The following is a 24,420-nucleotide window of genomic DNA, read 5'->3' as shown; positions in this document are numbered from 1 at the left end:
CGGAGGGCTCAGTGCACGGCGCGCTCGTGCCCCTCCCAGTACGGCTTGCGGAGCTCGCGCTTGAGCACCTTCCCGGCGGCCGACAGCGGCAGCGTCTCGACCAGCTCCATCGACTTGGGGATCTTGTAGCCGGCGATCTGCCCGGCGCAGAAGTCGTGCAGCTCGGTCAGCGTCGGAGTGGCGCCGGGCACCGGGACGACGACGGCGTGCACCCGCTCGCCCCAGGTCTGGTCCGGGACGCCGATCACCGCGCACGTCGCCACTGAGGGGTGCTGCGCGAGAGCGCTCTCCACCTCGACCGAGTACACGTTCTCGCCGCCGGTGATGATCATGTCCTTGATCCGGTCGGTGAGGTACACGTAGCCGTCGTCGTCCATCCAGCCGGCGTCACCGGTGTGCATCCAGCCGCCGCGCAGCGCCTCGGCCGTGGCCTCCGGCCGGTTCCAGTAGCCGAGCATCACGTTGCCGCCGCGGACGACGATCTCGCCCACCGACCCGCGGGACACCTCGACGTCGTCGGGACCGACGACGCGGACCTCGGTGTGGTACGCGGCGCGGCCGACCGAGCGCCGGTGCGTGGGGTCGTCGTGGTCGGCGGCGGTCAGGAGGGTGGCGGAGGGGGCGAGCTCGGTCATCCCGTAAGCCTGCAGGAACCGGGCGTTGGGCAGCGCCTTCATCACCCGGCCGAGCAGTGCGTCGGACATCGGGGAGGCGCCGTAGAGCACCTGACGGACGCTGGTCAGGTCGAAGTCGTCGATCCGCGGTGAGTCGACGACCAGCTGGAGCATGGTCGGCACCAGCAGCAGGTCGGTCACCCGGTGCTCCTGGACGGCGGCCAGCACCGCGAGCGGGTCGAAGGCCGGGATCATGACGTGGGTCCCGCCGGCGACGACCTCGCTGACCCACATGGAGAAGTCGGCCAGGTGGAACATCGGCGCGGCGTGCAGGTACGTGCTGTCCGGCCGGGGTTCCGCCACGGCGAGACCGCCCATGATCGCGGTCAGCAGGTTGCGGTGGCTGAGCATGACGCCCTTCGACCGCCCGGTGGTGCCGCCGGTGTAGAAGACGCCGGCCAGGTCGTCCCCGCCGCGGCGCACGTCGTCCACGGGCTCGGTCCCGGTGACGAGCTCCTCGAACGCGAGGGCACCCTCCGGGGTCGGCCCGTCGCCGGCGTGGACGACGTGCCGCAGGCCCGGCACGGCCTGCCGCAGCGCCGGCACCATCGGGGCGAAGACGTCGTCGACGGCGAGCACCTCGGCGCCCACCTCCGTCAGGGACTCGGCGATCTCCGGGACGCTCCAGCGGAAGTTGACGGGCACCAGGACGCCCCCGCCCCACAGCACGCCGGCGAGGTACTCGTGGTAGCGGTCGGAGTTGAGGGCGAGGATCGCCGCGCGGTCGCCGTCGGCCACCCCGAGCGAGCGCAGGGCGCCGGCCAGCCGGGCGATCCGGTCGACCGACTCGCCGTGGGTGCGCGTGCGCCCGGCGCAGACGGTGGCGAGCCCGTCGGGGCGCTGCTGCACGGCGCGGTGCAGTCCCTGGGTGAGGTACACGGTGCGGTCCTCCCGGCCGGCGGTGGGCGATGCGGCCACGGTGCCGAGCCGGGAGGGCGCGCCGCCAGGGACGCAGGTCCCCGGCTCAGGTGAGGTACCGCTGGAACCAGCGCAGCTGGGCTGGGGCCGACTCGGCGAACGCGTCGCCGACATAGGCGTCGAAGTGCCCGACCGGCAGCACGAGCAGCTCCTTCGGGTGCCGGGCCCGCTCGTAGTACTCCAGCGTCAGGTCGGCGACGGTGAGGTGGTCCTGCGCGGCGACCACCATCATCAGCGGGGTCGGCGCGATCTGGCCGATGTAGGCGCCGGGCTCGTACTCGGTGAACATCTCCACCGACCGCAGGGTGACCTCGTTCTGCCAGGTGGTGGCGCGCTCGAGGATCGGCCCGAGGAAGAAGTCGTGGCTGTCCGCGGTGGGCAGCGCGCACGGCTCGTCGGGCTCCTTCTCCCACGCCACCGGGATCATCCCGGGGTCTGCGCCTGCGTAGCGGGCGGCGCGGTCGGCGTCGAACGCCTCCCGCAGCCCGGCGAAGGCGTCGGCACGGATCAGCCTTCGGGCGTTGGCCAACCCGCTGACCAGGGGCACCTGGGAGACGACGCACGTCACCCGGCGGTCGAGCGCGCCGACGACGAGCACGTGCCCGCCGCTGTAGCTGGACCCCCAGATCCCGATCCGGTCGGGGTCGGCCCACGGCTGGGTCTGCGCCCAGGTGATCGCCGTCCGGTAGTCGCGGATCTGCTGCCACGGGTCCAACTCGCCGCGGGGCGCGCCGTCGCTCGCGCCGACGTTGCGGTTGTCGTAGACCAGCACCCCGAGCCCGCCGTCGGCGAAGTGCTCGGCGAAGTCGTCCAGGTGCATCTCCTTGGTGGCGGAGAAGCCGTGGGACATGACGACCAGCGGCCGTCGTGTGTCGGTGGGGCCGTCGTCGGGGGAGTAGTGCCAGCCGCGCAGGGTGACGCCGTCCTCGGTCCTGAACTCGATGTCCTCTCGCATGCCGCCGACCCTGGCCGGGCGGGCGACCGGCGTCGTGACGATCCGTGCGATCTCTCCGACGATCCCTGCAGGCCTTGCCGACGCCGGGGCGCCGGGGTTGGCTGCGCGGCGGGAGGTCCCCGATGACGCTGCTGGTGGAGCGGTGGAGCCCGGACGACGCGGCGCCGGCCGACCGGGCCGAGGCCTTCCGCGAGGTCGTCAGCGCCACCCACCTGCCGTGGGCGCTGACCCCCGGGCCGGAGCTGCCGGGGCAAGTCGGTCTCAGCCGCTACCGGATCGGTGACCTGACGCTGGTCGACTGCCGGTGCGGCCCGTGCTCGGGTTCCCGGGGGCGGGCGCAGTGGGCGGCGACTGGTGAGGACGTCGTCGGCGTGCTGTTCGTCCGGGAGGGGCTGGAACTGGTCGAGGTCGGCGGCGAGCGGGTGGTCGCCGGCCCCGGGTCGGCGCTGCTGTGGCGGGCCGACGAGGCGGTGCGCTTCCGGGTCCCCGGCCGCCTGCACAAGTGGACGCTGCTCGTGCCGTCGTCCCGCCTGCCTTCTGTGCCGGGCGGGCTGCTGGACCCGGCGTCCGCCGGGCTGCTGGCCGCGCTGCTGGGGACGGCACTCGGCTCGGCCGCCGCGGTGGACGGGCGGCTCGGCCGGCCGCTCGCCGACGCCGTCGTCGACCTGCTGGCCGGCGCGCTGACCACCCCGCCCGAGGACCCCGCGTGGGCCCGGGTGACCGGCTACGTCGATGCGCACCTGCGCGACCCGGCGCTGACCCCGGCGGCCGTGGCCGCCGGGGCCTACCTCTCGGTGCGCTCCCTGTACGCGCTGTCCGCCGCGCACGGGACGACTCCGGCCGGGTACGTGCGCCGGCGCCGGCTGGAGGCCGCGCACCGGGAGCTGACCCGGCGGGGGACGGCGGTGACGGTGGCGGGCGTGGCGCATGCCTGGGGGTTCCGCGACCAGGCGACGTTCGGCCGCGGCTTCCGTGCGGCGTTCGGCCGGACCCCGAACGAGGTGCGGCGCGGTCAGTCCCCGCGCGGGCCGACGTCCTCCACGTCGAAGAAGGTGACCGAGACGCCGCCGGTCGCGAGGACCGGGACACCCTCCCCGGCGGCCGCCCACTCGGGGGTGCGCATGGCCGCGGCCATCGCCTCCGCGGACGCGAAGTCGAGCTCGGCGACGAGGTAGGTGGCCGGCGGCTCGCCGTCGCGCGAGGTGGGCCGACCGAGCGTGTAGCGGAGCACGCCGGGCACCTCGTTGATCAGCCGGACGTGCTCCCGGTAGCGCTCCTCGAACACCGCCGCGTCCGTGGGCTGCCCGTACTGGACGACCATCCTGTGCACCATGTCTCCGCCTCCGTGCCGGGGTCCGTACCGGCCGCCGCCGACCCAAGCAGGTCCGCGGCGAGCGAGGGAACCGGCCTTCCGCCGGGCGGCGGGTACCTGCACCCCCTGCGGACGCTCGTGCTCTGCCCACCACCGTGGGCAGAGCACGAGCTCCCGCACATCCCCGGTCGGCCGCTCCCGCTCCGGCTGGGTCAGACGGTCTCGGGCACGTGCAGGTGGGCCAGCGCCAGGTCCATCTCGGCGATGTCCACGATGTGGGCGCCCATCGCGCGGGCGAACTGCTCGCGCAGCGACCGTGCGTGCCGGCGCACCAGTGCGAGCGCCTCGTGGGTCTGGAAGCTGGTGACGCTGACCGTCCGGCTGGTGCGCCGGTCGACAAGCATGCTGACGCTGCAGAAGCCGGGCAGCTCCTGGAGCCGGGGCATGAGGTTGAACTGGTAGGTGTCGAGCAGTTCGTCCACGTGGTCGGGCCTGATGCGGGCCCAGGTGACCTGCGCGGCGGCGCCGTCCCCGGCGTGCCGGTCCCGGTGGAGGACGGCGATCTCCCACTGCCGGACCTCGGCGTCGGTGCCGCCGAGGGTCTGGACGAGGCGGTCGCGGACCGGTTGGACGTCCTCGGCGGTGCTGAGCATCGCCTGCTCGTCGGCCCACGCGGTCGCGACGATGCAGCGGCCGCTCTCGCGGTCGGTGAGCATGGACAGGCCGACGCAGCCCTCGGTCTGCTGGACGGTCGGCAGCACCTCGTCGCGCAGGTACGTGACGCCGGCGTCGATGTTCGCGGGGTTGCCGCGGATGCTGGTGGATCGCGCGTACAAGCGCCGCTCCTCCCGGTCGGGGCAGTCTGATGGCGCTCACCTTGTCGGTCGCCGGTCGGAGGGGCAACCACTCGCCGGTTGCGCGGTGACTTTCCGAGCGGCCGGCGGTCTGTACGGCATGCAGACGATGCAGCTCGACCTCGGCCCGCAGGCACAGCTGCTCAAGGGCGTCGTCGCTGGCGTGCGCGACGACCAGCTGACCGCTCCGACGCCCTGCCCGGACATGACGGTGGCCACGCTGCTCGACCACGTCGTCGGCCTCACCCACGCCTTCCGGAAGTCGGCGGAGAAGGACCCGGTGCCCGGCGCCCCGGTCGCCTCGGCCGATGCCCTGACCCCGGACTGGCGCGTCGTCATCCCCGCCCAGCTCGACGCCCTGGTGGCCGCGTGGCGGAAGCCGGAGGCGTGGGAGGGGGACACCGCGGCCGGCGGCGTGGAGATGCCGGCACCGGCGATCGCCGTCGTCGCGCTGGACGAGATGACGGTGCACGGCTGGGACCTCGCCGTCGCGACCGGCCAGGAGTACTCGGCCGACCCCGCCTCGGTGGAGGCGTGCCTGGGCTTCGCGAGCCAGGTCGCCGCCGAGCCGGCCGTACCCGGGCTGTTCGGCCCGCCGGTGCCCGTGCCCGACGACGCCCCGCCGCTGCACCGCCTCCTGGGCCTCACCGGCCGCGACCCCTCCTGGCGCCCGCCGGCCTGACGCCCCGGGCGGCTGCCGCACGGTCGGTAGCCGCCGGTGGCGCAGCACGGAGGATCGCCGGGAGCCCGCCGTTCCGCGACCGACCGTCTTGAGCACCCGCCGCCCCGGCGGGAACCTGCAAGCGCCCACCGTCACCGCCCCGACCTGGCCGGGAGGTGTGGTCCGCCGTCGGTGCCGTGACACGAGCCGGACCGAGCAGGGACGTCTTCCACCCGCGGACGCCCAGCACGACCGTCAACCCATCTCCGAGGGTCACGGCGAGGTGGCCCTCCCGGGACACAGGAGGCTCCCCATGGGGCAGATGTACCTCCACCGCTTCGTCACCCGCGACGGCGTGGCGAAGGCCGAGGTGGACGCGGCGTGGACGGAGGGGTTCCGGACCTTCGCCAAGTCGGGCAACTGGGGCGGGGTCGACAGCGGGGTGATCCACCACAAGACGTGGGGCACCAGCTGGGGCGGCTACATCCTCATCGAGGTGGACGACCCGGATGCCCTGGCGCGGTACCAGACGTACCACCTGCAAGACCTACGGGCACGTCGTCCACATCACGCTCGAGCCGCTCTACGACATGGACAAGGCCTTCGAGAGCGTCATCAACAGCATGAAGTGAGGCGGCTCAGCCGACGACGAAGGCGGTCGACTGAGGGCCGTCACCGTCGATGCACGCCCCGGTGACGACGACGCTCCCGCCGTCGCCGAGGGGCGCGACCGCCCCGAAGACGCCGGCGCCGGCGCAGAGCTTGACCGCGCCGACCTGCTCGCCGGTGATCAGGTCGACCGTGACCAGTTCGGCGGGGAACTCCAGGTCGGCGAGCGGCACGTGCCCGAGGCGGCCGGTCGGGTCCACGGCGAGGTCGAGGGCGGAGTCGCCGGCGCCGTCGACGTCGGCCGTGGTCTCCACTGCGCCGTCGACCACGGTGACCAGCCGCCCGCTGCTGCGGGCCTCGCCGAGGTGCACGGTGGCGACGGCGGTGCCGTCCGCGGTCACCTGCAGGGCGGTCGGCGTGCTGCCGCGCTCGGGGACGAGCTCGACCGGGTCACCGGCCGATCGCAGGTCCCGGTCGAGGAACACGAGGACGGCGCCGGTGCCGCCCGCCGGGCGTTCGGCGGCGACCAGGGCGGCGAGGCCGTCGTCGGGGGTGACGGCGAGGTGCGTGACCGGCGCGCTCGTCGTCCCGGTGCCGCGCGCCGCGCCCGTGGCGACGTCGACGGCGGCGACTCGGGTGTCCCGCGCGGCGTAGAGCGTGCGGCCGTCGGAGGTGAGGACGACGGCCGTCGGGATGCCGCCGAGGTCCCACGGGGTGGCGGTCGGCTGCGCGACGCCGGGCGGCAGTCGGAGGAGCTCGGCGCCCGCGACGAGGACCGTTCCGTCGTCGGTGACGGCGAGCCGTGCGTGCGCGTCGACGGGCGGGATGGAGCGCACGTCGGTCGCGGCCGGTCCGGCGTCGCCCGAGGTCAGCCGGACCAGCCAGCTCTGCGGGTTCCCGTCGGCGCCGAGGAGGGCGACCGGCGACCCGTCGGGGCCGGCCGCGAGGTCGAAGAGGACGACGTTGCCACCGACGGCGGCGTCCAGGTCGACGGTGCCGAGCACCTCGGTGACGGTCTGCTGGGGCGCCGGCTCTCCGTCGTCGGGCCGCTCGTCGCCGGTGCAGCCGGCCGTGGCCAGGACGGCCGCCAGCGCCGCGGCGGTGCGGCGGGCGGCGGGCATCTCCGGCTCCCGGGGTCGGGGAGCCGAAGCGTGGCGCGCACCGGCCGCACCCGGCAAGCCGAGGCCCGGCCGCGACGCGGAGGTCCTGGCGCGTCGAGTGCGCGCTGGCTCACCATCGACCTCCTCCGGCCGCGGCCCGTGTCCGGAGCCCGAGCCCCGAGGGAGCTCCCATGCCCGCACGTCCGGTGTCGCGCGCCCGCCACCTCCTCGTCGTCCTGCTGGCCACCGTCGGACTGGTCGCCGCTGGTTCCCCGGCGCTGGCCGAGCCGGGCCGCGCGCCCGCCGAGCACGACACGAACGGGCACGGCCGGACCTACCTGGCGCTGGGGGACTCGGTGCCCTTCGGCTTCCGCGGGTCGCAGCCACCGGAGGTGTACGCGGACCCGGCGAACTTCGTCGGCTATCCCGAGCTGGTCGCCGACGACCTGGGCCTCCGGGTGCTCAACGCCAGCTGCCCGGGGGAGACGACCGAGAGCTTCATCGACGCCACGGCCCAGAGCAACGGATGTCAGAACAGCCTCGGGTCCGACGTCGGTCACCGCGACTTCTTCCCCCTGCACGTCGACTACGAGGGCTCCCAGCTCGACTACGCGGTCGAGGTGCTCCAGCAGGAGCCGAGGGTCCGGGTGGTGACCCTGCAGCTCGGCGCCAACGACGGGTTCCTGTGCGTGCGGACCGGCGCCTGCAGCACGCCCGAGGGATTCCGGGCGCTGGCCGCGCGGGTCGGGCAGAACGTGGACCGCATCCTCGCCACGCTGCGGGAGGAGGCCTGCTACTCCGGGCGGCTCGCCGTCGTCACCTACTACGCGCTCGACTACACCGACCCGGCGGCCACGCAGCTGCTCAATGCCGCACTGGCCGCGGCGGCCGCCAGGAACGGGGCCGTCGTCGCGGACGGCTTCGCGGCCTTCGCGCCCCGTGCGCTGGCGGCCGGCGGCAGCTCGATCGCCGCGGGGCTGGTGCCGCCGGCCGACGTCCACCCGACGGAGGAGGGCCAGCGGCTGCTGGCCGGAGCGGTCGAGCAGGCCGTCGGGCACTGACGGCGGCTGGGCCCGTCCAGCAGGGTGACGGGCGCAACCTGCCGCTTCCGGTCCGGGGCTGCCGATAGGGCAGATGAGGCGGCGGTTGCCCACGACCCCCGTCGCCCGGGGAGTGGCTTGCCCATGGCTCGACAGGGACGGATCGGGAACGGTCTGGCAGCGCTCGGTGGCGCGCGTCCCGACGTGATCGAGGCGGCGCCCGGTGCGCGGCCTCGGTTCGTCGCGCTCGGCGGCGTCCTGCTGAGCACGGGCGGCCTCGCCGTCGTGTCGGCGGCGTTCGCGGTGCACATGGCGCTGGGCGTCTGGTGGCCGTTCGCGCTGGTCATCGGCCTGGGCTGGGGCGCCGTCGTCGTCAACCTGGACCGGATGCTGCTGGTCGGGATGGCGCACGACGCGTCGCTGAAGCGGAACCTGGCGCTCGCCGTCCCCCGGGTGGGGCTGGCGCTGGTGCTCGGCGTCGTCGTCGCGACGCCGCTGACGCTGCAGGTGTTCCACAAGGAGATCGACACGGAGATCGTGTCGATGCAGGCCGAGGCGGCCGACGCGTACCGGACCGAGCTGGAGTCGGACGCGCGCTTCGTCGGGCTGCCGGCGCTGCGGGAGCGGATCGCCACCCAGGAGTCGATCGTGGCCACCGGGGGGCAGAGCGACCCGGAGCTGATCGCGGTGCAGGCCTCCGTGACCGACCGGCAGGCCGCCTACGACGCGGCCCTGGGCACCCAGCGCGAGCTCGAGGCCAAGGCGCAGTGCGAGCTGGACGGCACCTGCGGCACCGGCGACGCCGGGACCGGCACCGCCTACCAGCAGGCGCGCGCGGCTGCCGACGCGCAGGTGGCGGTGGTCGCCTCGGCGCGCTCGGAGCTGGACGCCGCGGTGGCGGCGGCCGGCTCCGCGCAGGCGCGCAGTGCTCAGCTGGCCGCATCCTCGCTGGACGGGGACCGGGCCGAGCTGGCCCGGCTGACCGAGGACCAGAACACCCTGCAGGCCGCGTTCGACGCGACCAACGAGGGCGCCGGCGGCATCCTCATGCGGCTGGAGGCCCTGGACCGGCTGGGTGACAGGAACGCCACCCTGGCCGCGGCGCAGTTCATGCTGTCGCTGCTGTTCATGTGCGTGGAGATCCTGCCGGTGCTGATGAAGCTGCTGCTCAACTTCGGCCCGCCGTCGGCCTACGACAAGCTCGCCGCGCTGCGTGACTCGGGTGACGTCGAGGTCGAGGAGATGCAGAAGGAGTCGCGGCTGGCGGTGGCGGCCGCTCGCGAGGAGCTGCTGGTGATGGCGGAGCGCGAGCGGATCGACCGGCAGAAGGAGCAGATCATGTCCCGGCAGCGGGCGGCCGTCGCCGCGGCCCGGCAGGCGATGGCGGCGCCGACCGCTCCGTCTGCCTCTGCGGCTCCCGGGGCCGAGACGGCGCGGCAGCAGTGGGACACCGGACCGATCCTCAACCTGGCGCGCAACGCCGCCGCCCGGACGGTGCGCTCCGTGCGCCGGCGGCCGTCGGACCGGGTGGCCGTCTGACGCTGTTCCGCCCTCCCGGCCCCTCCGTGGTCTGATGCCTGTGGTGTCAGCCGGCGGAGGGGCCGGTGGCGTTTCGAGAGGGTGGGCGTGTGACTGCTGACTCCAGCTCCGGCTCAGGCGAGGTGCTGCTCGAGGTCGACGGCGCGGTGGCGGTGGTGACGCTGAACGCGCCCGACCGCCGGAACGCGCTGACGCCTGCGATGGCTCGCGAGCTGAGCGGACTGTTCGACGAGGTGGACGCGCGGCCGGAGGTCGGGGCGCTGGTCGTGCGGGCGGTGGGGAAGTCGTTCTGCGCGGGCGGCGACATCCAGACGCTGACGGACGCCGGTCGCGACCCTGCCGAGCCGTCCGCCTATGAGGGGATGTCGGCGATCTACGACTCCTTCTACCGGCTGGGGCAGGTCCGGGTGCCGACCATCGCCGCCGTGCGCGGGTCGGCGGTGGGCGCCGGGATGAACATGCTGCTGGCGACCGACCTGCGGATCGTGGCCTCCGATGCCCGGCTGCTGTGCGGGTTCCTCAAGCGGGGGATGCACCCGGGCGGCGGGCACTTCGTGATCCTGTCCCGGCTGATCGGCCGCGAGGCGGCGGCGGCGATGGTGCTGTTCGGCGAGGAGATCGACGGTGCGCGGGCCGTCTCGCTGGGGCTGGCGTGGGAGGCGGTGGACGACGCCCGTGTCGAGGATCGCGCGCTGGAACTGGCCGCGCGCGTCGCTGCCGACCCGGAGCTGGCGCGGGTGGCGGTGGGCAACTTCCGCAAGGAGACGGCGACGCCGGTGAGCTGGGAGATCGCGACCCAGTTCGAGCGGCCGGCGCAGATGTGGTCGATGCGCCGGTCCGCTCGGGACTGAGGTCCGTCAGCGCCGGGCGGGCACCCGGTCAGACGGTCTCGGGCACCCGGAGGTGGGCGAGGACGACGTCCATCTCGGCGACGTCGAGGATGTCGACGCCCGCGACGTTGACTGCCTCCTCGCGCACGGAGCGCGCGTGCTCGCGGCTCTGCTCGACTGCGGCGCGGCTCTCGAAGACGGCGGTGCCGACGCCGCGGCCGCTGTCCCGGTCGACCAGCATGCTGAGGCTGCAGAAGCCGTCCATGTCCTGGATCCGCGGCATCAGGCGGGTCCGGTACGTGTCGAGCATCTGGTCGACCTTGCCGGGATCCGCGCGGACCCAGGTGACCCGCGCGCACGCGCCACCGCCGGCGGGGTGCTCGCGGTGGAGGACGGCGATCTCCCACTCCTGCACCTCGAGCTCGTCGCCTGCTCCGAAGCGGTCCATCAGCTGCCGGCGCATCGGGTGGACGCGCTCGGCGCTGGCCTCCATGGCCTGCCGGTCGTCCCAGGCCGACGTCGCGATGCACTGGCCGGACTCGCGGTTGCACATCATCGACAGGCCGACGCAGCCGTCCATGTCACGCATCGCCGGCCAGACCTCGTCGCGCATGTAGGCGATGGCGTCGTCCAGGGAGCCGGGGTTGCCGCGGATGGTGGTGGAACGGGCGTACATGGCGCCCTCCTCTCCTGCCGGCGGCGACACCCCTGCGGCATCGCCGCACGGTCGAGCCTCCTCGGTCGGGGGACGGCGGACAACGCTGCGACGCGTGCGTTTCCCGGCCGGCGGACCCGGGGCGCCGGCCCGGCTGTGCCGCCGTCGATCGCCCCGTGCACCCTCGGTAGCCGGTGGTCGACGGACGCGGAGGATCGCCGGGGCCGACCTCGGGCCAGGGTCGGGCGTCCCTGTCGGTGCCGGGCGGACGGCAGGACCCTCCCCGGTGCTCCTCGCGTCGCCCGCGGCCAGCCGGGACCCGCGCCGGCCGCGGGTGGACGAGCAGGAGCCCGGTCCACCGAGGGAGGCTCGACATGAAGTACGTGCTGACGTGGAAGGCCCGCAGCGGAGGGTCCGCACAGGAGAACCTGGCGTCGACCAAGCGCTCGCTCGAGGTGTTCGGCAAGTGGACGCCCGGCACGACCGTCCACCAGTTCCTCAGCCGCGTCGATGCGGCCGGCGGCTTCGCCGTCATCGAGTCCGACGATCCCGCCGCCGTCGCCAAGGACTGCGCGATCTTCGCGTCCTTCCTGGAGTTCACCGTGTACCCCGTGATCGACATCGAGCAGGGTGCGGCGGTGCTCCAGGCGGCGGTCGACATGAACGAGAGCGTCTGACCCGTCCCCGCGCCGTGTCGCTGGAAAGACCGAGGTCTGCCGTCAGGCGCTCGTGCCGGCGTCGGTGGGCGTGGGCGTGACCGTGGAGAGCGTGACCGTCTCGGTGACCGTGGCGGTGTAGCAGAGCTCCCCGACGCAGTACTGGGCGTTGACCTCGATGTACGTCGGTAGTGGCAGGAACACCCGCAGCGCCCCGAAGGAGGTCGCCGTCCAGGCCGTCGGCGTGCTGGAGCACGGCGCGGGGACGCCGAAGAAGTCGCGCGCGATGTCCAGGCCCTGTACCTGCGCGACGTCGCCGAAGACCACCGCGTCGACCGGCACGTTGCAGGTCACCGTGCCCGTGAGCACCACGGTCCCGGGTTCGCTGCCGATCTCGGCCGAGTCGAGAGTCACCTCGACGGGGTCGACCTGGGCGGGAGCGGGACGTACGGGGATGGGCGGTGCGGCGAGAGCGGACGGTGCGGCGAGCGCCGCCGTCGCGACGACGACGCACAGCACGAGGGCGGTGCGGGCCAGAGCCGCGACAGGGCGGGGCGAACCTGCGGACATCGTTGCCTCCGAGCGGACACGCGGGCGGGGGACTGGCACGACGTCCATCGTCGGGACTCAGCATTCGACGATCTCGAGGTGCCCGGTGCGCCGCGTGCGCGGACGCGGTGAGCCGGAGGTTCCTCGCGGCCGAACGGCCCCGTCAACGGCGCCGCTGACCGTGCGTCAGCCTCCGGTTGCGCCGTGACCCACAGTCGCGGGTGGCCGAGAACGAGTGACCCCTCTGGACGTGCGCCGCTCCTCAGCCGGTGCTGGACCGTCACGGCCACCGGGGTGCCGTCCGACCAGGGCGCCCGAGGCGCCCGAGTGCGGCGAGTTCAGACGGTCTCGGGCACCCGGAGGTGGGCGAGGACGAGTTCCATCTCCGCGACGTCCACGATGTCGACTCCCATGGTCTCCACGGCCTGCTGCCGCGTCTTGCGCGCCTCGTCGCGGGTCTGCTCCATGGCCGAGCGGCTCTCGAACACGACCGTGCCGACGCCGCGGCCGCTGTCGCGGTCGACGAGCAGGCTGAGGCTGCAGAAGCCGGGCATCGCCTGGAGCCGTGGCATGAGGCCGGTGCGGTAGGTGTCCAGCACGTGGTCGACCCTCCAGGGGTCGCTGCGGACCCAGGTGACCCGGCAACAGGCGCCGTCGCCGGTGGGGTGCTCGCGGTGCAGGACGGCGATCTCCCACTCCTGGACCTCCGGCTCCCCGGCGCCGATCCCGAAGCGCTCGACCATCTGCTCTCGCATGGGGCGGACGTGCTCGTCGCTCGCGCGCATGGCCTGCAGGTCTTCCCAGGCCGAGGTGGCGATGTAGCGGCCGCTCTCGCGGTCGCACATCATCGACAGGCCGACGCAGCCGTCCATGTCACGCATCGCCGGCCAGACCTCGTCGCCCATGTAGGCGATGGCCTCGTCCATCGAGCCGGGGTTGGTCATCAGGGTGGTGGAACGGGCGTACATCTCCCGGCTCCTCTCGTGCCGGCGACGACACCCCTGCGGCATCGCCGCTCGGGCCGAGCGTCCTCCCTGGCAGCGGTGGACAACGGTGCCGAACGTCCCGCTCCTCACGCCGGCGTCCCGGCGGCGTCGTAGCCGGGCAGCCAGCGCCGGACCTCGTCGTCCACGGCCACGGTGGCGCCGAGCGAGCACAGGACGCCGACCAGCTCGGCGGCGACTCGCTGCAGCAGCAGGTAGTGCGGCGGGATGGTCAGCCGGCGCTGGGTGCGGGCGGCTGTGCTGAGGGGGTCGGAGGCGCGGCGGGTCTGCTCCTGCATCCAGCGGCGGGTGAACCGGTATTCCGTGGCGCGCAGCGGCTCGAAGTAGGGGTCGAGCAGGTCGAGCAGCGCCGTGTCGGTGACCTTGTCGGGCTGGACGAGGTGCGCGGACGTGGCGATGCGGTGGAGTGTCGCGGCGTCGCCGTCCCGGCCGGCGGCGAGCAGCGGACCGAGCCGGTCGGGCCAGCCGCGCGGCATGGCCTGGGTGGAGCCGAAGTCGAGGACGGCGAGCCTCCTGTCCGGGAGGAGGCGGAAGTTGCCGGGGTGCGGGTCGCCGTGCACGCGGTGGGCGCGGACCGGGCCGGAGGCGAGGAGGCGCACGAGGAGCTGACCGGCGCGGTCCCGGTCGTCCTGGGTGCCGTCGGCGATGACCCGGGACAGGGGAGTGCCGCCGACCCACTCGGTGACCAGCACCTGGCCCTGGACGTCGAGTACGTCGGGGACGGCGATGTCCGGGTCGCCGCGGTAGGCGTCGGCGAAGGCCTGCTGCGCCGCGGCTTCCCTCGAGTAGTCGGCCTCCTCGGTGAGGCGTTCGCGCAGCTCGGAGAACAGCTCCCGGACGTCGACGTGCGGCGCGGCCGCCTTCATGACCGGTGACAGCACCTGCAGCGTGCCGAGGTCGGCGACGAGAGCCTCGGCGGCGCCCGGGTACTGGACCTTCACGGCCACCGGCGTGCCGTCGGCCCAGGTGGCGCGGTGCACCTGCCCGATGCTGGCCGCCGCGACGGGCCGGTCGTCGAAGTCGCGGAACCCCTGCCGCCAGTCCGTGCTGAGGGACCTCGCGAGCTGCTCGTGGACCCGCGCGGTCGGCATGGCCGGCGCCGCCTCCTGCAGCCGGGTCAGCGTCTCGCGGTAGGGGCCGGCCAGCTGCTCGGGCAGCGCGGACTCCATCGCCGACAGCGCCTGGCCGACCTTCATGGCGCCGCCCTTGAGGTGGCCGAGAGTGGCGAACAGCTGCTCGGCGGTGCGCTGCTGCACCTGCGCGGCAACGGCCTCGGCGGGGCGGCCGCCGATCCGCTTCCCGATCCCGAAGGCGGTGCGTCCGGCATAGGCGGCCGGGAGCGCGGCGAGCCGGGCCGTCCGGGCAAGGCGGCCCTGTGTCGGCGTGCTGTCCTCGGCGGACCCCACCGCACGACCGTAACCCCGCCGGCGGGCTGCTCGTCCGGCCACCGCCGTCGGCCCCGACCACCGGAGGGGGGCGCTCGGACGCCGGAACACGCGCGTGCCGACACGTCGACGGGAGTGCTCGTCCCGGCGGACGGGCGGACGGGGGACCGCGGACCAGCCCCTCACATGCGCAGCGGATCGGGCGGCGCGAGGTCGTCGAGCCAGGGCGGATCGGGCTCGGGATCGTGGTACCAGCCTGGCGGGCGGGTGTGTCGGGAGACGCCCGACGGCGTGCGGACGATCAGCCGGCCGTCGGGGAGCAGGGTGAACGACCAGCCGCGGGCGAACGTCTTGATCCGGTGGTGCCGCCGGCAGAGGCAGCAGAGGTTCCAGCAGGCGGTCGGCCCGCCGGCGGCGAACGCCCGCCCGTGGTCGAGGTCGTGGCGGCCGGGCCTGCGTCGGCAGCCGGGCATGCGGCAGTGCCGGTCGCGGGCGGTGACGAGGCGGCGTTGCGCGGCGGTGGGCCGGTAGCCGCGGGTCGGCGGCGGAGGCCGCACACCGGGCCCGTCGTCCCCTGCGCCGCCGTTCAGTCCGGTGTCCTCGGCCGGGTGCCCCCTCCGGTTCCGGCGGCGGAGGCGGCGGCCCAGTCCGGCGGCGCGGCGGAGCTCGGCGCGGCTGGCGACGGCGAGGGTCTCGCCGGTGGTCGGGTCGTCGATCGCGACGTGGACCGCCCCGCCTGTCGGAGCCGACCCGAGGTTGAGCATGTCCAGCGAGGCGAGCAGTTCGCGGCACTGGGCGGCGGAGATCAGCTGCCCGTCCAGCTCCGCCGGGGCCGCGCCGGCCGGCGCATCGGGCCGCAGCGAGGAGACCCCTGCGTGGATGTGCAGCTGCGCGGTGACCGGTGGGCGGCTGGTGTCCCACGGACGCAGGATGAGATCCAGCGCCGCGGCGGAGCGCAGCACGCCCATCGGCCGGTCGTCGCCGTCGGCGCGCATCCACCGCGCGTACTGGTCGACCGCGTCGCGAGCGGCGTGCACGGCAGGGAGCGGCCCCTCGATCACCAGCCGGCCCAGGTCATCGGCGGTGCGCTCGACGTGCACGTCGGCCCGGCGCTCGGCTTCCCTCCGGCGCCGCTCCTTGGCGTCGGCGTCCAGCCGGTACAGGTGGTAGCGGGCCCGGTCGGCCAGCCGGCCGGGCGGGCATGCCTCGGCACCCGGGAGCACCCGCGCCTGGACTCCGGCGGCGACCTCGTCGTCGGCGTCGCCGAGCAGGTCGAGCAGGATGCGCGCCTTGCGGACCGTCAGCCGTCCGGCGTACAGCTCCGACCAGGTCGGGGCCAGCTTGGTGGTGAGAAGCAGCGACTCGGCCGCGAGCCGGCCGGCCTCGGCCTCGGAGCAGTGCCGGATGAGCGCGAGCTCGGACACGAAGTCGTCGGACACGTCGGCGAGCGCGGCCGGACGCATCGCCCGGGAGTCCGGCCCCGGCCCGCCCCGGGGGCCGAAGGCGGCGTCGCGCTCGACCGAGCGCCGGCGGGCCAGCTCGGCGATGGTCGCGGCCTGCCGGGCGTGCTCGCGGGCCATGCAGGCGTCGGCCGACCAGATGTCGCAGACCAGCTCCAGCTCGGCCACCAGTGGCGACACCACCTCCGCGGGCAGGACGGGCAACGGCACGCCGTCCTCCGGCGGCCGCGGCACCCCTCCGTCCTCCATGGCTGCACGCTAGCCACGGGCTCTGACAATTCCCGCAGCTCAGCGAGCAGCTACTGCGACCGCACGGCCATGAGGAAGGCAGGGGCGGACGCGTCGACCGCCGCCAGCGCGTCGTCCGTGAGTCCTGGTCGGAGACCGCGAGCAGCGTGCCCGTGGCGGATCAGATCGCGGAGCAGGTCCGGCGCGCGGTCGAGGTGCGGCGTCAGGCGGTCGAGCTGCCAGAGCTCCGGACCGAGGACCCGGCCGACGTTCCACGGACTCCAGACGAGCGGGTCCCCGTTGCCGTTGGCGCTGCCGGCGGCCAGCACCTCGTCGACGAGCGGCCGCAGGTCGTCGTCCGACCACGAGGAACCCCACGGACCGGCGAGGAAGCTCTCGGCGACCTCGTCCAGCTCGTCCGCCGACAGGTCCGGCAGCACGGACTCCTGGCCGCCCTCGGGCAGGAGCGACAGCATCCACTCGACCAGCGGGCGGGACTCGGCCAACCTCTCGGACGCGACCCGCCCGGGGCCGAGGTCGAGCTCGGCGAGGGCCGCGGTGATGCGGGCGCGCGCGTCCGCGGCGGAGATGTCGTGCACGCGCACGTCCGGGTCGTCGTCCTCGACCAGCAGCTCGACCACCGCCGCGATCGGCGACTCCACGACGTACCCGTCGGTCGCGACGGCGCCGAGCTCGTTGTCGATGCGGACGACGGCGGTGAGGGGATGGCCGCCGGGCACGGTGACGCCCACGAGCAGCTCGTCGGCGTCCCGGAACACCGTGCTGACCTCGACCGCCCGGTCGACCGGTTCGCTGCGGTCGAGCTCGGCGAGCCAGCGGGGGAGCACGTGCCCGCGGTCGGCGATCTCGCGGCGTACCCGCCGGCGCAGCTCGGCGTCGACGGTGAGGGTGGCGATCGCGAGCAGGGCGGCCGACGTCTCGACCCGGTCGGCAGCGGAGAAGGTGCGGACGAGGTCGTCGAGCGTGGCCCCCGGGTCGTCGTCCTCGGCGGCCACGGACAGCACCAGGCCGACGGCGCCCAGCAGCGGACCGGGAGTGGGGGAGTCGACGCCGTCGCGCAGGGCGGCCATCAGGTCGGTCTCGGGCGGCGTCCGGCGCTCCTGCGGACGGCGGGACTTCGCTCGCTTCTTGCTCTTCGGCATCGACGGCGGACGCTACTGCGGCCCGCCGACGCGATACGCGAACGGCGCCCGGACGGCTGTGGACAAAGGGTCCCCGCAGCCCTGACCGCGGATAGCCTCGGCGCGTGCTGGAGGAGCTGCGGCCGAGGCTCACCGACTCCGTCATCCGCCGTTCGGTGAGCTCCGGTGCGTTCCAGCGCGGCGCGGTCTACGCGAGCGAGGGCCGGGTCGCCGAGCTCTCCTACTCCGGCGAGCTCGGCGAGTTCGACGCCACCGTGGTCGGCAGCGGAGGACGCTGGTACGAGACCGTCGTCGCCTTCCACGCTGTGGGCGCTCGCTGGTGGGGCGAGTGCAGCTGCCCGGTCGGTGCGGACTGCAAGCACGTCGCCGCCGTGCTCATCGCCGGCCGGGACTGGCTGGACGGCTCGCCAACGCCAGACGCCGAGAACGGCCCGGACTGGGAGACGGCGCTCGCCGAGCTGGTCCGGCCCACCGCGCCGTCCGGGCAGCGGGCGGGCACCCCGCTCGGCCTGCAGTTCGACGTGGAGGCAGCGCCGGCCGCCGTCTCCCGCACGTCCGTCCGCCTGCGCCCGGTCGTACCGGGCGCCAAGGGACGCTGGAACCGCACGGGGGTGTCCTGGCGGGTCCTGCAGTACGACTACTATGCGCAGCGCGATCCCGCGCACGCCGCCGCGCTGCGCGCGCTGTACCGGGCCCACCGGGCGGCCGACGACGACAGACCTGGGTACTACGGCTACGGCTACGGGGACGAGCCGGTGCGGCTCGAGGAGTTCGGCCCCGCGCTGTGGCCGGCCCTGCAGCAGGTGGTGGACGAGGGGGTGACCCTCGTGACCGCCCGTGGCGGTCCCGTCCGGGTGGCCGGGACGTCGGCGTCGCTGGCCGTGGACCTGCGCGGGAACGCCGACCTGCGCATCGAGCCGGTGGTCGACCTGGGCTCCGGCGTCTGCCTTGCAGCCCAGGCGGTGCGGCTGCTCGGCAACCCGCCGCACGGCGCCGTCCTGCTCTCCGGCGATCCGGGACTGCCCCCGGACCTCGTGCCGGAGAGGGGCCTCCTGCTGGTGCCCGTGCAGCCGGTTCCGCGGCGCGCGGCGAAGCTGCTCGCCGCCGGGTCCCTGCGCGTGCCCGCGACCGACCGCGGCCGCTTCCTGTCCGGGTTCTATCCCGCTCTGCACCGCGCGCTGCCGGTCCGCTCGTCCGACGGGTCGGTGGAGCTGCCGGAGGTGCTGCCCCCGCAGCTGTGCCTCCAGGTCGATCACACCGGGAGCCACCGGGTGCGGCTGACCTGGTCGGTGCAGTACCGCACGGGCGAGGAGGTGCGGCGGCTCCCACTGGAAGGTGCCGCCCCGGATCCGGGGCGCGACGTCGCCGCCGAGGAGCGGCTGGTGCGGTCCCTGCCGCTGCCGACGGACCGGCTGCCCGGGCTCTGGCTGGAGGGTCCGGAGCGGCGGCCGGCGCCGACGGCGGAGCTGGCCGGCATGGACACCGTCGTCCTCACGACCGAGGTGCTGCCCCGGCTGGCGGACGCCGGCGTGCTGGTGGAGGTGACCGGGGAGCCTGCCGACTACCGGCACACCGAGGCGGCCCCGGTCGTGCACGTGTCGGCCACGGACGGTCCGGACGCGGACTGGTTCGACCTCGGCGTCACGGTCACGGTGGACGGCGAGGACATCCCGTTCACGATGCTGTTCACCGCGCTGGCCGACGGCGACTCGCACCTGGTGCTGCCCAGCGGGACGTGGTTCGACATCCGCCGTCCCGAGTTCGACCGCCTGCGTTCCCTCATCGACGAGGCGCGGGCGCTGCAGGACGCCGAGCGGCCGGGCCTGCGGATCAGCCGGTACCAGGCCGGGCTGTGGGACGAGCTCGTGGAGCTCGGGGTGGTGGCCGAGCAGAGCGAGCGGTGGGCGCGGGACGTCCGGGCGCTGCTCGACGTCGACGACACCCCGCCGCCGGCGCCGCCCGCGGGGCTGGCCGCGCAGCTGCGGCCGTACCAGCTGCAGGGCTACCAGTGGCTGTCGGTGCTGTGGGACGCCGGGCTCGGTGGCGTGCTGGCCGACGACATGGGGCTGGGCAAGACCGTGCAGGCCCTGGCGCTGGTGTGCCGGGCGAAGGAGGCCGGTGAGCTGACCGCGCCGGTGCTCGTGGTGGCCCCGACCAGCGTGGTGTCGAACTGGGTGCGCGAGGCGGCCCGGTTCGCGCCCGGCCTCGTCGTCCGCACCATCGAGGCCACCGGTCGCAAGCTCGGCATGTCACTCGCCGAGATGGTCGACGGCGCCGACCTGGTCGTCACCTCCTACACGCTGCTGCGCCTCGGCGAGGCGGACTACCGCGAGCTGCCGTGGAGCGGGCTGGTGCTCGACGAGGCGCAGTTCGTGAAGAACCACCAGGCGAAGACGTACGCCGCCGCGCGGCGGCTGCCGGCCCGCTTCAAGCTGGCGATCACCGGGACGCCGGTCGAGAACAACCTGATGGACCTGTGGTCGATGCTGTCGATCGTGGCGCCCGGGCTCTTCCCGAGTCCACAGCGGTTCACCGAGCACTACCGGACGCCGATCGAGCGGGGGAGCGATCCGCAGGTGCTGGATGCGCTGCGCCGCCGGATCCGGCCGCTGATGCGCCGCCGGACCAAGGAGCAGGTCGCCGCCGAGCTGCCGCCCAAGCAGGAGCAGGTGCTCGAGGTGGTGCTCAACCCGAAGCACCGCAAGGTGTACGACACGCACCTGCAGCGGGAGCGCCGCAAGGTGCTCGGCCTCGTCGACGACCTGCAGCGCAACCGGTTCACCATCTTCCGGTCACTGACGCTGCTGCGGCAGCTGGCGCTCGACGCGTCGCTGGTCGACGAGGCCCACGCCGGCATCCGGTCGAGCAAGGCCGACGCGTTCCTGGAGCACCTGCAGGAGGTGGTCGCCGAGGGGCATCGCGCGCTGGTGTTCAGCTCGTTCACCGGGTTCCTGGGGACGGTGCGCGCGCAACTGGACGCCGTCGGCCTGCCCTACGAGTACCTCGACGGGAGCACGCGGGACCGGCAGCGGGTGATCGACGGGTTTCGTTCCGGCCGCGCCCCGGTCTTCCTGATCAGCCTGAAGGCGGGCGGGTTCGGGCTGAACCTGACCGAGGCCGACTACGTGTTCGTGCTGGACCCCTGGTGGAACCCGGCGGTGGAGGCACAGGCGGTCGACCGGACGCACCGGATCGGCCAGGACAAGACGGTGATGGTGTACCGGCTGGTGGCCGCGGGGACCATCGAGGAGAAGGTCATGGCGTTGCAGGAGCGCAAGCGGGACCTGTTCGCCCGCGTGATGGACGACGACGGCGCGCCGGCGGGCCCGTTGACCGCCGACGACATCCGCGGCCTGTTTACCTGAGTGTCGGGCCGGCCGGCACGATGGTTGATGGCTGCCTCGATGCCCGCGCCGGCGGCACCCGGTGGGCGACGCGATTAGGTGCGGGTGTCGATGACCTGGCGACCCTCGGCGCGCCAGGTCGTGAGCAGGAGACGGCAGCATCGTCGGGCATCCGCGAGACGTGAGCCCACGGTCCTCACGGGCGATGAATCGCTCGTTTCCAGGACGCCTCGGCTCACTTGATCGGCCCGAGCTCGCCCGTGCCGCCGGCGAGGATCTGCAGGTCCTCGCTCACGCAGCCGACGGGTTCAGGCACTGGTCACCGGGGCTTCAGGAGTCGACGGCGTCCTCAGTGGGTGCCGTGGACACCTCGCGTCGGCTCGGTCCGACCGTGATGCGCCGAGGCGCGCCGGGGTTCGAGCTGCCCGGGCTGGGGGCGCCGCTGGCCTAGGGTTGGACCAGCGTCCTTCCCCCCGTCCCTCGGCGCTCTCGGCATAGCTACCGGTCGTGCATCGGCCGGTGCTCCCGCGCCTGGACGAACGCCTGTCGCGTTGGTGGCGAGGGCCTCGTGACCGTCGTCCGAAATCCAGGGAGCCTGCACTGTTGTCCGGCATGCCATCCAGCGGGGCGTTCGGCGCCATCTCCACCGGCAACCTGATGGCCGACTGCGAGCGGTGGTGCCGGGACAACCTCCCTCCCCGCGTGCCGGTGCCCGGACTGGGTGCCTCACTGCGGGTGGTCCCGGTCCGCGCCCCGGTGGCTGCTCCGGCGCCGTCCCGCCGCGGAGCGTTCCGGCCGGGACCCAGCTGGCCCGGCGTCCCGGTGGCGCTCACCGGCAGCTGAGCAAGCCGCCTCAGGCGGTGCCCTTTGCGGCGATCAGGTCGGCGACGTCGTTGGGCATCGTGGAGCGGTCGTCGTCCGAGGGCTCCTGGTCGGAAGGCGGACCCTCGACGCCGGTCTGCTTGACCCTCGCTGGAAGCACAGGTTGGGACGTTGATGCCTTGGCGTCGTCAGTGGACGAGCGTCTCCAGGAATCGCCTGTGTCTCGGCGTCGGTCGAGTGGAGGTAGACCCCGCGCAGGCCATGGGTCAGCAGCACCTTGTAGACGTTGCGGACCGCAGATCGAAGTCGGTGTCCGAGACCCGCTGGGTGTTCCGGAAGTCGGGGTCGCCGTTGGCGCTGCGGACGGCGACCCATCGGTCGGTCCGCCACACGAGGTCCGGGCCGAGCAGCACGCCGTTCCACTCGGACTCGAAGCCCTGGGCGGTGTAGACGCAGCCGACCTGGCCGAAGCCGCGCTCGTCGGAGGCCCACAACGCCGCCGGCGGGGCGTCGCCGAACGACCGGTCGCCCTTGAGGTTCCAGTGGCGTGACCAGTCGCCGATTCGTCCGTCGGGGACGAGCGAGCCGTCCGGTCGGGGTCGCTCCGGGTCCAGCAGTCGCCGGCGGCCATCCGGGCGTTCTCGTGAGCCGCGGACTCGGCCAGCGCCTGCTCATGGCCGACGGCGACGGCGCCGGCCAAACCTCAAAGCGGTCGTTGCCGCCCACCGCTCCGGTCCGCCCGGCGCGAGTCCGAGCAGCCGTTCCCCGGAGGCGACGTACCCACCGCTGCCGCCACTGCGGTACTGGGTGCCGCCGCCATCCTCCCTTGCGAGTCGACACAGCAGCGGCGCTCGGGACCAATGAGGCACGTGCGTCCAGTCCGAAGGCTTCTCAGCGCAGGTTGCGTCACAGCGGCGGTCCGCTCGGGCAGGATGCATCGCAACGCGCGCAAGCCGCCAGTGAGTGCCTGGCCGGCGTCTGTGAAGAGCCCGACTCGTCTGCCTCCTTCGCAGGGCGTTCCCTACCTGCGTTCGAGGAGCCCACGGTGGATGCCGACATTCAGCTGATCAGTGACGGCGATGGCCTGGCGGTCATCGGGAATCCGACCGCCATCGATCGCTTCCTCGCCGCTGAGGGGCTGCCGTCGAGGGATCTGGGACTGGAACGGCTCGGACCCGTCCTCAGGACCGCGGCTGCAGCAGCACAGGCGGGTTCGGAGCTGGCCGCCCAGGCAGGACGTTGGGTGAAGTTGACCGAGAAGTCCGCGGCTGCGATGAGGAACAGCCCTTTGATGAAGGGCTCGGAGGCGGGTGTCAACCGCGCCATCGCGATGAAGGACGGCAAGACCAAGCACATCCTGGAGATCGTGAAGACGACGCCGGGCGGAGCCCTGACCAATCCGGCGGTCCTGGCCGGTGCGGCCGGGCTCATGGCGCAGCTCGCGATGCAGCAGACCATGGACGAGATCACCGACTATCTCGCCACGATCGACGCCAAGCTCGATGACGTGCTCCGCGCCCAGGAGGACGCCGTCCTGGCGGACATGATCGGCGTGGGCTTCGACATCGACGAGGCCATGACCCTGCGCGAGCACGGGGGCCGGGTCAACGAGGTCACGTGGTCGAAGGTGCAGGGGTCGTCGGCGACGATCGCGCGCACCCAGGCATACGCGTTGCGCCAACTCGACGCGCTGGCGGGGAAGCTGGAGCGCACGACGAGGATCGGTGATCTCGCCGAGACGGCCAAGGAAGCAGAGTCCAAGGCTCAGGATTGGCTTGCCGTCCTGGCTCGCTGCTTCCATTTGCTGGACGCGATCGCCGTGCTCGAACTCGACCGGGTGCTGGACGTGGCTCCCGACGATCTCGACGGGCATCGCCTCGGGTTGAGGGCCGTGCGGCAGAAGCGGCTGGACACGATCTCGCAGACCACCGAGCGACTCCTGGCCCGCATGGATGCGGCTGCGGGCATGGCCAACGCGAAGGTGCTGCTGAACCCGATCCAGTCTCCGGCTGTCGTGCGGTCGAGGGGACAAGTCGCGAGCGCCGTCACCGACTTCCACGGGCGGCTGGGGATCGAGTCCGGTGAACAGTCGGTAGAGGCAAAGGCCTGGACGGCCGCCGCCACGGAGTTCAGGGACAAGGTGCTGGAGACCGGCGCCGAGGGCGTCGACGCCTCCAGGCGCCTCGGGAACGAGACCTTCGGCCGGGCCAAGTCAGTGACGGGCAGGCTCTCCAGCGGGATCGCTGGGCGCGCGCTCCGTTGGCGCGGGATCGACGAGGAGCCCGCGCAGGGGGTGGAGTAAGCAACGTCGCCCGTCCGGGTGACGCTTCCGCTGTGCGGGTCCGACCTCGCCGATTTGTGTCGGAGTCGTCCGCGATCCCGGGGGCCGGAAGGCAGCACAACGCCGGGTGTCATTGGGTGCATTGACCTGCTGGTGACGCGGGAAAGCGGTCCGTCCTCTCGTAGGGGTCCGCGGCGACTGGCGCGCTCGCAGTTGAGCTCACGCGCGTCGGACTGGTAACCCGCTGTCGGACGTCGGCTGGGTGTCCGCGGCGATTGCGCAAGCTGTCGCCCCCATTCCGGTCGTCGGCGCCGTCATCGGTCGCCTCGTCGGCCAGGTCGGCGCGGGCCTCATACAGGGCATTCGGTTCGCAGTGACCGC

22 protein-coding genes and 1 pseudogene are annotated in these 24,420 nt (G+C 73.7%); 10 read left to right on the top strand and 13 right to left on the bottom strand.

Annotation, left to right across the window (positions count from 1 at the left end):
* Positions 1–8 precede the first annotated feature (8 nt).
* Together MY526_RS08460 and MY526_RS08455 are read right to left on the bottom strand one after the other, a co-directional pair.
* Positions 9–1,592: an acyl-CoA synthetase gene (locus MY526_RS08460; protein ID WP_436703692.1), complete on the bottom strand. Its 1,584-nt coding sequence runs from the start codon at positions 1,590–1,592 to the stop codon at positions 9–11.
* A gap of 46 nt (positions 1,593–1,638) precedes the next feature.
* Entirely contained in the window at positions 1,639–2,547 is a 909-nt protein-coding gene (locus MY526_RS08455) for an alpha/beta hydrolase (protein ID WP_436691619.1), read from the bottom strand.
* A gap of 122 nt (positions 2,548–2,669) precedes the next feature.
* Here MY526_RS08455 and MY526_RS08450 point away from each other — a divergent pair.
* Positions 2,670–3,545 (top strand): annotated as a pseudogene (locus MY526_RS08450) (AraC family transcriptional regulator); the annotation flags it as partial.
* A 14-nt stretch (positions 3,546–3,559) separates the two neighbouring features.
* Here the strand turns inward: MY526_RS08450 and MY526_RS08445 are convergent.
* Complete coding sequence (locus MY526_RS08445; protein WP_436703691.1) at positions 3,560–3,880, bottom strand: EthD family reductase; 321 nt, start codon at positions 3,878–3,880, stop codon at positions 3,560–3,562.
* A gap of 191 nt (positions 3,881–4,071) precedes the next feature.
* Positions 4,072–4,695, bottom strand: a complete 624-nt coding sequence (locus MY526_RS08440) for a hypothetical protein (protein WP_436691621.1) — start codon at positions 4,693–4,695, stop codon at positions 4,072–4,074.
* Positions 4,696–4,780: 85 nt separating this feature from the next.
* Here MY526_RS08440 and MY526_RS08435 point away from each other — a divergent pair, with 85 nt between their 5' ends.
* A complete protein-coding gene (locus MY526_RS08435) occupies positions 4,781–5,395 on the top strand; it encodes a TIGR03086 family metal-binding protein (protein ID WP_436703690.1) in 615 nt (204 codons plus the stop codon).
* Positions 5,396–5,883: 488 nt separating this feature from the next.
* Complete coding sequence (locus MY526_RS08430; protein WP_436703689.1) at positions 5,884–6,006, top strand: hypothetical protein; 123 nt, start codon at positions 5,884–5,886, stop codon at positions 6,004–6,006.
* A gap of 6 nt (positions 6,007–6,012) precedes the next feature.
* On the opposite strand, the gene MY526_RS08425 is transcribed toward MY526_RS08430, so the two are convergent.
* A complete protein-coding gene (locus MY526_RS08425) occupies positions 6,013–7,104 on the bottom strand; it encodes a YncE family protein (protein WP_436703688.1) in 1,092 nt (363 codons plus the stop codon).
* Between the two features lie 170 nt (positions 7,105–7,274).
* Here MY526_RS08425 and MY526_RS08420 point away from each other — a divergent pair, with 170 nt between their 5' ends.
* From MY526_RS08420 to MY526_RS08410, 3 genes are all read left to right on the top strand, one after another.
* A complete protein-coding gene (locus MY526_RS08420) occupies positions 7,275–8,144 on the top strand; it encodes an SGNH/GDSL hydrolase family protein (RefSeq protein WP_436703687.1) in 870 nt (289 codons plus the stop codon).
* Positions 8,145–8,267: 123 nt separating this feature from the next.
* On the top strand, positions 8,268–9,662 hold the full coding sequence (locus MY526_RS08415; protein WP_436703686.1) for a DUF4407 domain-containing protein: 1,395 nt from the start codon (positions 8,268–8,270) through the stop codon (positions 9,660–9,662).
* A gap of 89 nt (positions 9,663–9,751) precedes the next feature.
* Positions 9,752–10,513: an enoyl-CoA hydratase/isomerase family protein gene (locus MY526_RS08410; protein ID WP_436691627.1), complete on the top strand. Its 762-nt coding sequence runs from the start codon at positions 9,752–9,754 to the stop codon at positions 10,511–10,513.
* A gap of 28 nt (positions 10,514–10,541) precedes the next feature.
* Here the strand turns inward: MY526_RS08410 and MY526_RS08405 are convergent, their stop codons facing one another.
* The gene (locus tag MY526_RS08405) at positions 10,542–11,168 is read right to left on the bottom strand and encodes an antibiotic biosynthesis monooxygenase (protein WP_436691628.1); all 627 of its coding nucleotides are present in this window, start codon (positions 11,166–11,168) and stop codon (positions 10,542–10,544) included.
* Between the two features lie 353 nt (positions 11,169–11,521).
* Here MY526_RS08405 and MY526_RS08400 point away from each other — a divergent pair, with 353 nt between their 5' ends.
* Entirely contained in the window at positions 11,522–11,824 is a 303-nt protein-coding gene (locus MY526_RS08400) for a DUF3303 domain-containing protein (RefSeq protein WP_436691629.1), read from the top strand.
* Between the two features lie 42 nt (positions 11,825–11,866).
* Here the strand turns inward: MY526_RS08400 and MY526_RS08395 are convergent, their stop codons facing one another.
* From MY526_RS08395 to MY526_RS08375, 5 genes are all read right to left on the bottom strand, one after another.
* Entirely contained in the window at positions 11,867–12,373 is a 507-nt protein-coding gene (locus MY526_RS08395; protein WP_436703685.1) for a hypothetical protein, read from the bottom strand.
* A gap of 317 nt (positions 12,374–12,690) precedes the next feature.
* A complete protein-coding gene (locus MY526_RS08390; RefSeq protein ID WP_436691631.1) occupies positions 12,691–13,320 on the bottom strand; it encodes an antibiotic biosynthesis monooxygenase in 630 nt (209 codons plus the stop codon).
* Between the two features lie 104 nt (positions 13,321–13,424).
* Positions 13,425–14,762, bottom strand: a complete 1,338-nt coding sequence (locus MY526_RS08385; protein ID WP_436703684.1) for an ABC1 kinase family protein — start codon at positions 14,760–14,762, stop codon at positions 13,425–13,427.
* Between the two features lie 161 nt (positions 14,763–14,923).
* Positions 14,924–16,450, bottom strand: a complete 1,527-nt coding sequence (locus tag MY526_RS08380; protein ID WP_436703683.1) for an HNH endonuclease signature motif containing protein — start codon at positions 16,448–16,450, stop codon at positions 14,924–14,926.
* A gap of 50 nt (positions 16,451–16,500) precedes the next feature.
* Entirely contained in the window at positions 16,501–17,592 is a 1,092-nt protein-coding gene (locus MY526_RS08375) for a hypothetical protein (protein ID WP_436703682.1), read from the bottom strand.
* Between the two features lie 104 nt (positions 17,593–17,696).
* Between MY526_RS08375 and MY526_RS08370 the strand changes: the two genes are divergently transcribed.
* Positions 17,697–20,957, top strand: a complete 3,261-nt coding sequence (locus MY526_RS08370) for an SNF2-related protein (RefSeq protein ID WP_436703681.1) — start codon at positions 17,697–17,699, stop codon at positions 20,955–20,957.
* Positions 20,958–21,548: 591 nt separating this feature from the next.
* Positions 21,549–21,779: a hypothetical protein gene (locus MY526_RS08365; RefSeq protein WP_436703680.1), complete on the top strand. Its 231-nt coding sequence runs from the start codon at positions 21,549–21,551 to the stop codon at positions 21,777–21,779.
* A gap of 10 nt (positions 21,780–21,789) precedes the next feature.
* Here the strand turns inward: MY526_RS08365 and MY526_RS08360 are convergent, their stop codons facing one another.
* Both MY526_RS08360 and MY526_RS08355 read right to left on the bottom strand, forming a co-directional pair.
* On the bottom strand, positions 21,790–21,918 hold the full coding sequence (locus MY526_RS08360) for a hypothetical protein (protein ID WP_436703679.1): 129 nt from the start codon (positions 21,916–21,918) through the stop codon (positions 21,790–21,792).
* Positions 21,919–22,024: 106 nt separating this feature from the next.
* Positions 22,025–22,321 (bottom strand): DNA/RNA helicase domain-containing protein, encoded by a 297-nt coding sequence (locus MY526_RS08355; RefSeq protein ID WP_436703703.1) that lies wholly within the window; start codon positions 22,319–22,321, stop codon positions 22,025–22,027.
* 482 nt (positions 22,322–22,803) lie between these two features.
* Here MY526_RS08355 and MY526_RS08350 point away from each other — a divergent pair, with 482 nt between their 5' ends.
* Positions 22,804–24,060: a hypothetical protein gene (locus tag MY526_RS08350; RefSeq protein ID WP_436703678.1), complete on the top strand. Its 1,257-nt coding sequence runs from the start codon at positions 22,804–22,806 to the stop codon at positions 24,058–24,060.
* Positions 24,061–24,420 lie beyond the last annotated feature (360 nt).

Origin of the sequence: Geodermatophilus sp. CPCC 205761, assembly GCF_051383655.1 — a bacterium.
In the GTDB taxonomy this organism is placed as follows: Bacteria; Actinomycetota; Actinomycetes; order Mycobacteriales; family Geodermatophilaceae; genus Geodermatophilus.
The sequence above is the reverse complement of the archived record's forward strand: the minus strand, read 5'-3'. Positions and strand labels throughout refer to the sequence as shown.

What these genes read in the sequence shown, in the direction of transcription:
- MY526_RS08390 (WP_436691631.1), bottom strand. Translation starts at nt 13,320, where the DNA reads ATGTACGCCCGTTCCACCACCCTGATGACCAACCCCGGCTCGATGGAC.
- MY526_RS08365 (WP_436703680.1), top strand. Translation starts at nt 21,549, where the DNA reads ATGCCATCCAGCGGGGCGTTCGGCGCCATCTCCACCGGCAACCTGATG.
- MY526_RS08395 (WP_436703685.1), bottom strand. Translation starts at nt 12,373, where the DNA reads ATGTCCGCAGGTTCGCCCCGCCCTGTCGCGGCTCTGGCCCGCACCGCC.
- MY526_RS08420 (WP_436703687.1), top strand. Translation starts at nt 7,275, where the DNA reads ATGCCCGCACGTCCGGTGTCGCGCGCCCGCCACCTCCTCGTCGTCCTG.
- MY526_RS08375 (WP_436703682.1), bottom strand. Translation starts at nt 17,592, where the DNA reads ATGCCGAAGAGCAAGAAGCGAGCGAAGTCCCGCCGTCCGCAGGAGCGC.
- MY526_RS08445 (WP_436703691.1), bottom strand. Translation starts at nt 3,880, where the DNA reads ATGGTGCACAGGATGGTCGTCCAGTACGGGCAGCCCACGGACGCGGCG.
- MY526_RS08455 (WP_436691619.1), bottom strand. Translation starts at nt 2,547, where the DNA reads ATGCGAGAGGACATCGAGTTCAGGACCGAGGACGGCGTCACCCTGCGC.
- MY526_RS08430 (WP_436703689.1), top strand. Translation starts at nt 5,884, where the DNA reads ATGCCCTGGCGCGGTACCAGACGTACCACCTGCAAGACCTACGGGCAC.
- MY526_RS08380 (WP_436703683.1), bottom strand. Translation starts at nt 16,450, where the DNA reads ATGGAGGACGGAGGGGTGCCGCGGCCGCCGGAGGACGGCGTGCCGTTG.
- MY526_RS08425 (WP_436703688.1), bottom strand. Translation starts at nt 7,104, where the DNA reads ATGCCCGCCGCCCGCCGCACCGCCGCGGCGCTGGCGGCCGTCCTGGCC.
- MY526_RS08415 (WP_436703686.1), top strand. Translation starts at nt 8,268, where the DNA reads ATGGCTCGACAGGGACGGATCGGGAACGGTCTGGCAGCGCTCGGTGGC.
- MY526_RS08400 (WP_436691629.1), top strand. Translation starts at nt 11,522, where the DNA reads ATGAAGTACGTGCTGACGTGGAAGGCCCGCAGCGGAGGGTCCGCACAG.
- MY526_RS08405 (WP_436691628.1), bottom strand. Translation starts at nt 11,168, where the DNA reads ATGTACGCCCGTTCCACCACCATCCGCGGCAACCCCGGCTCCCTGGAC.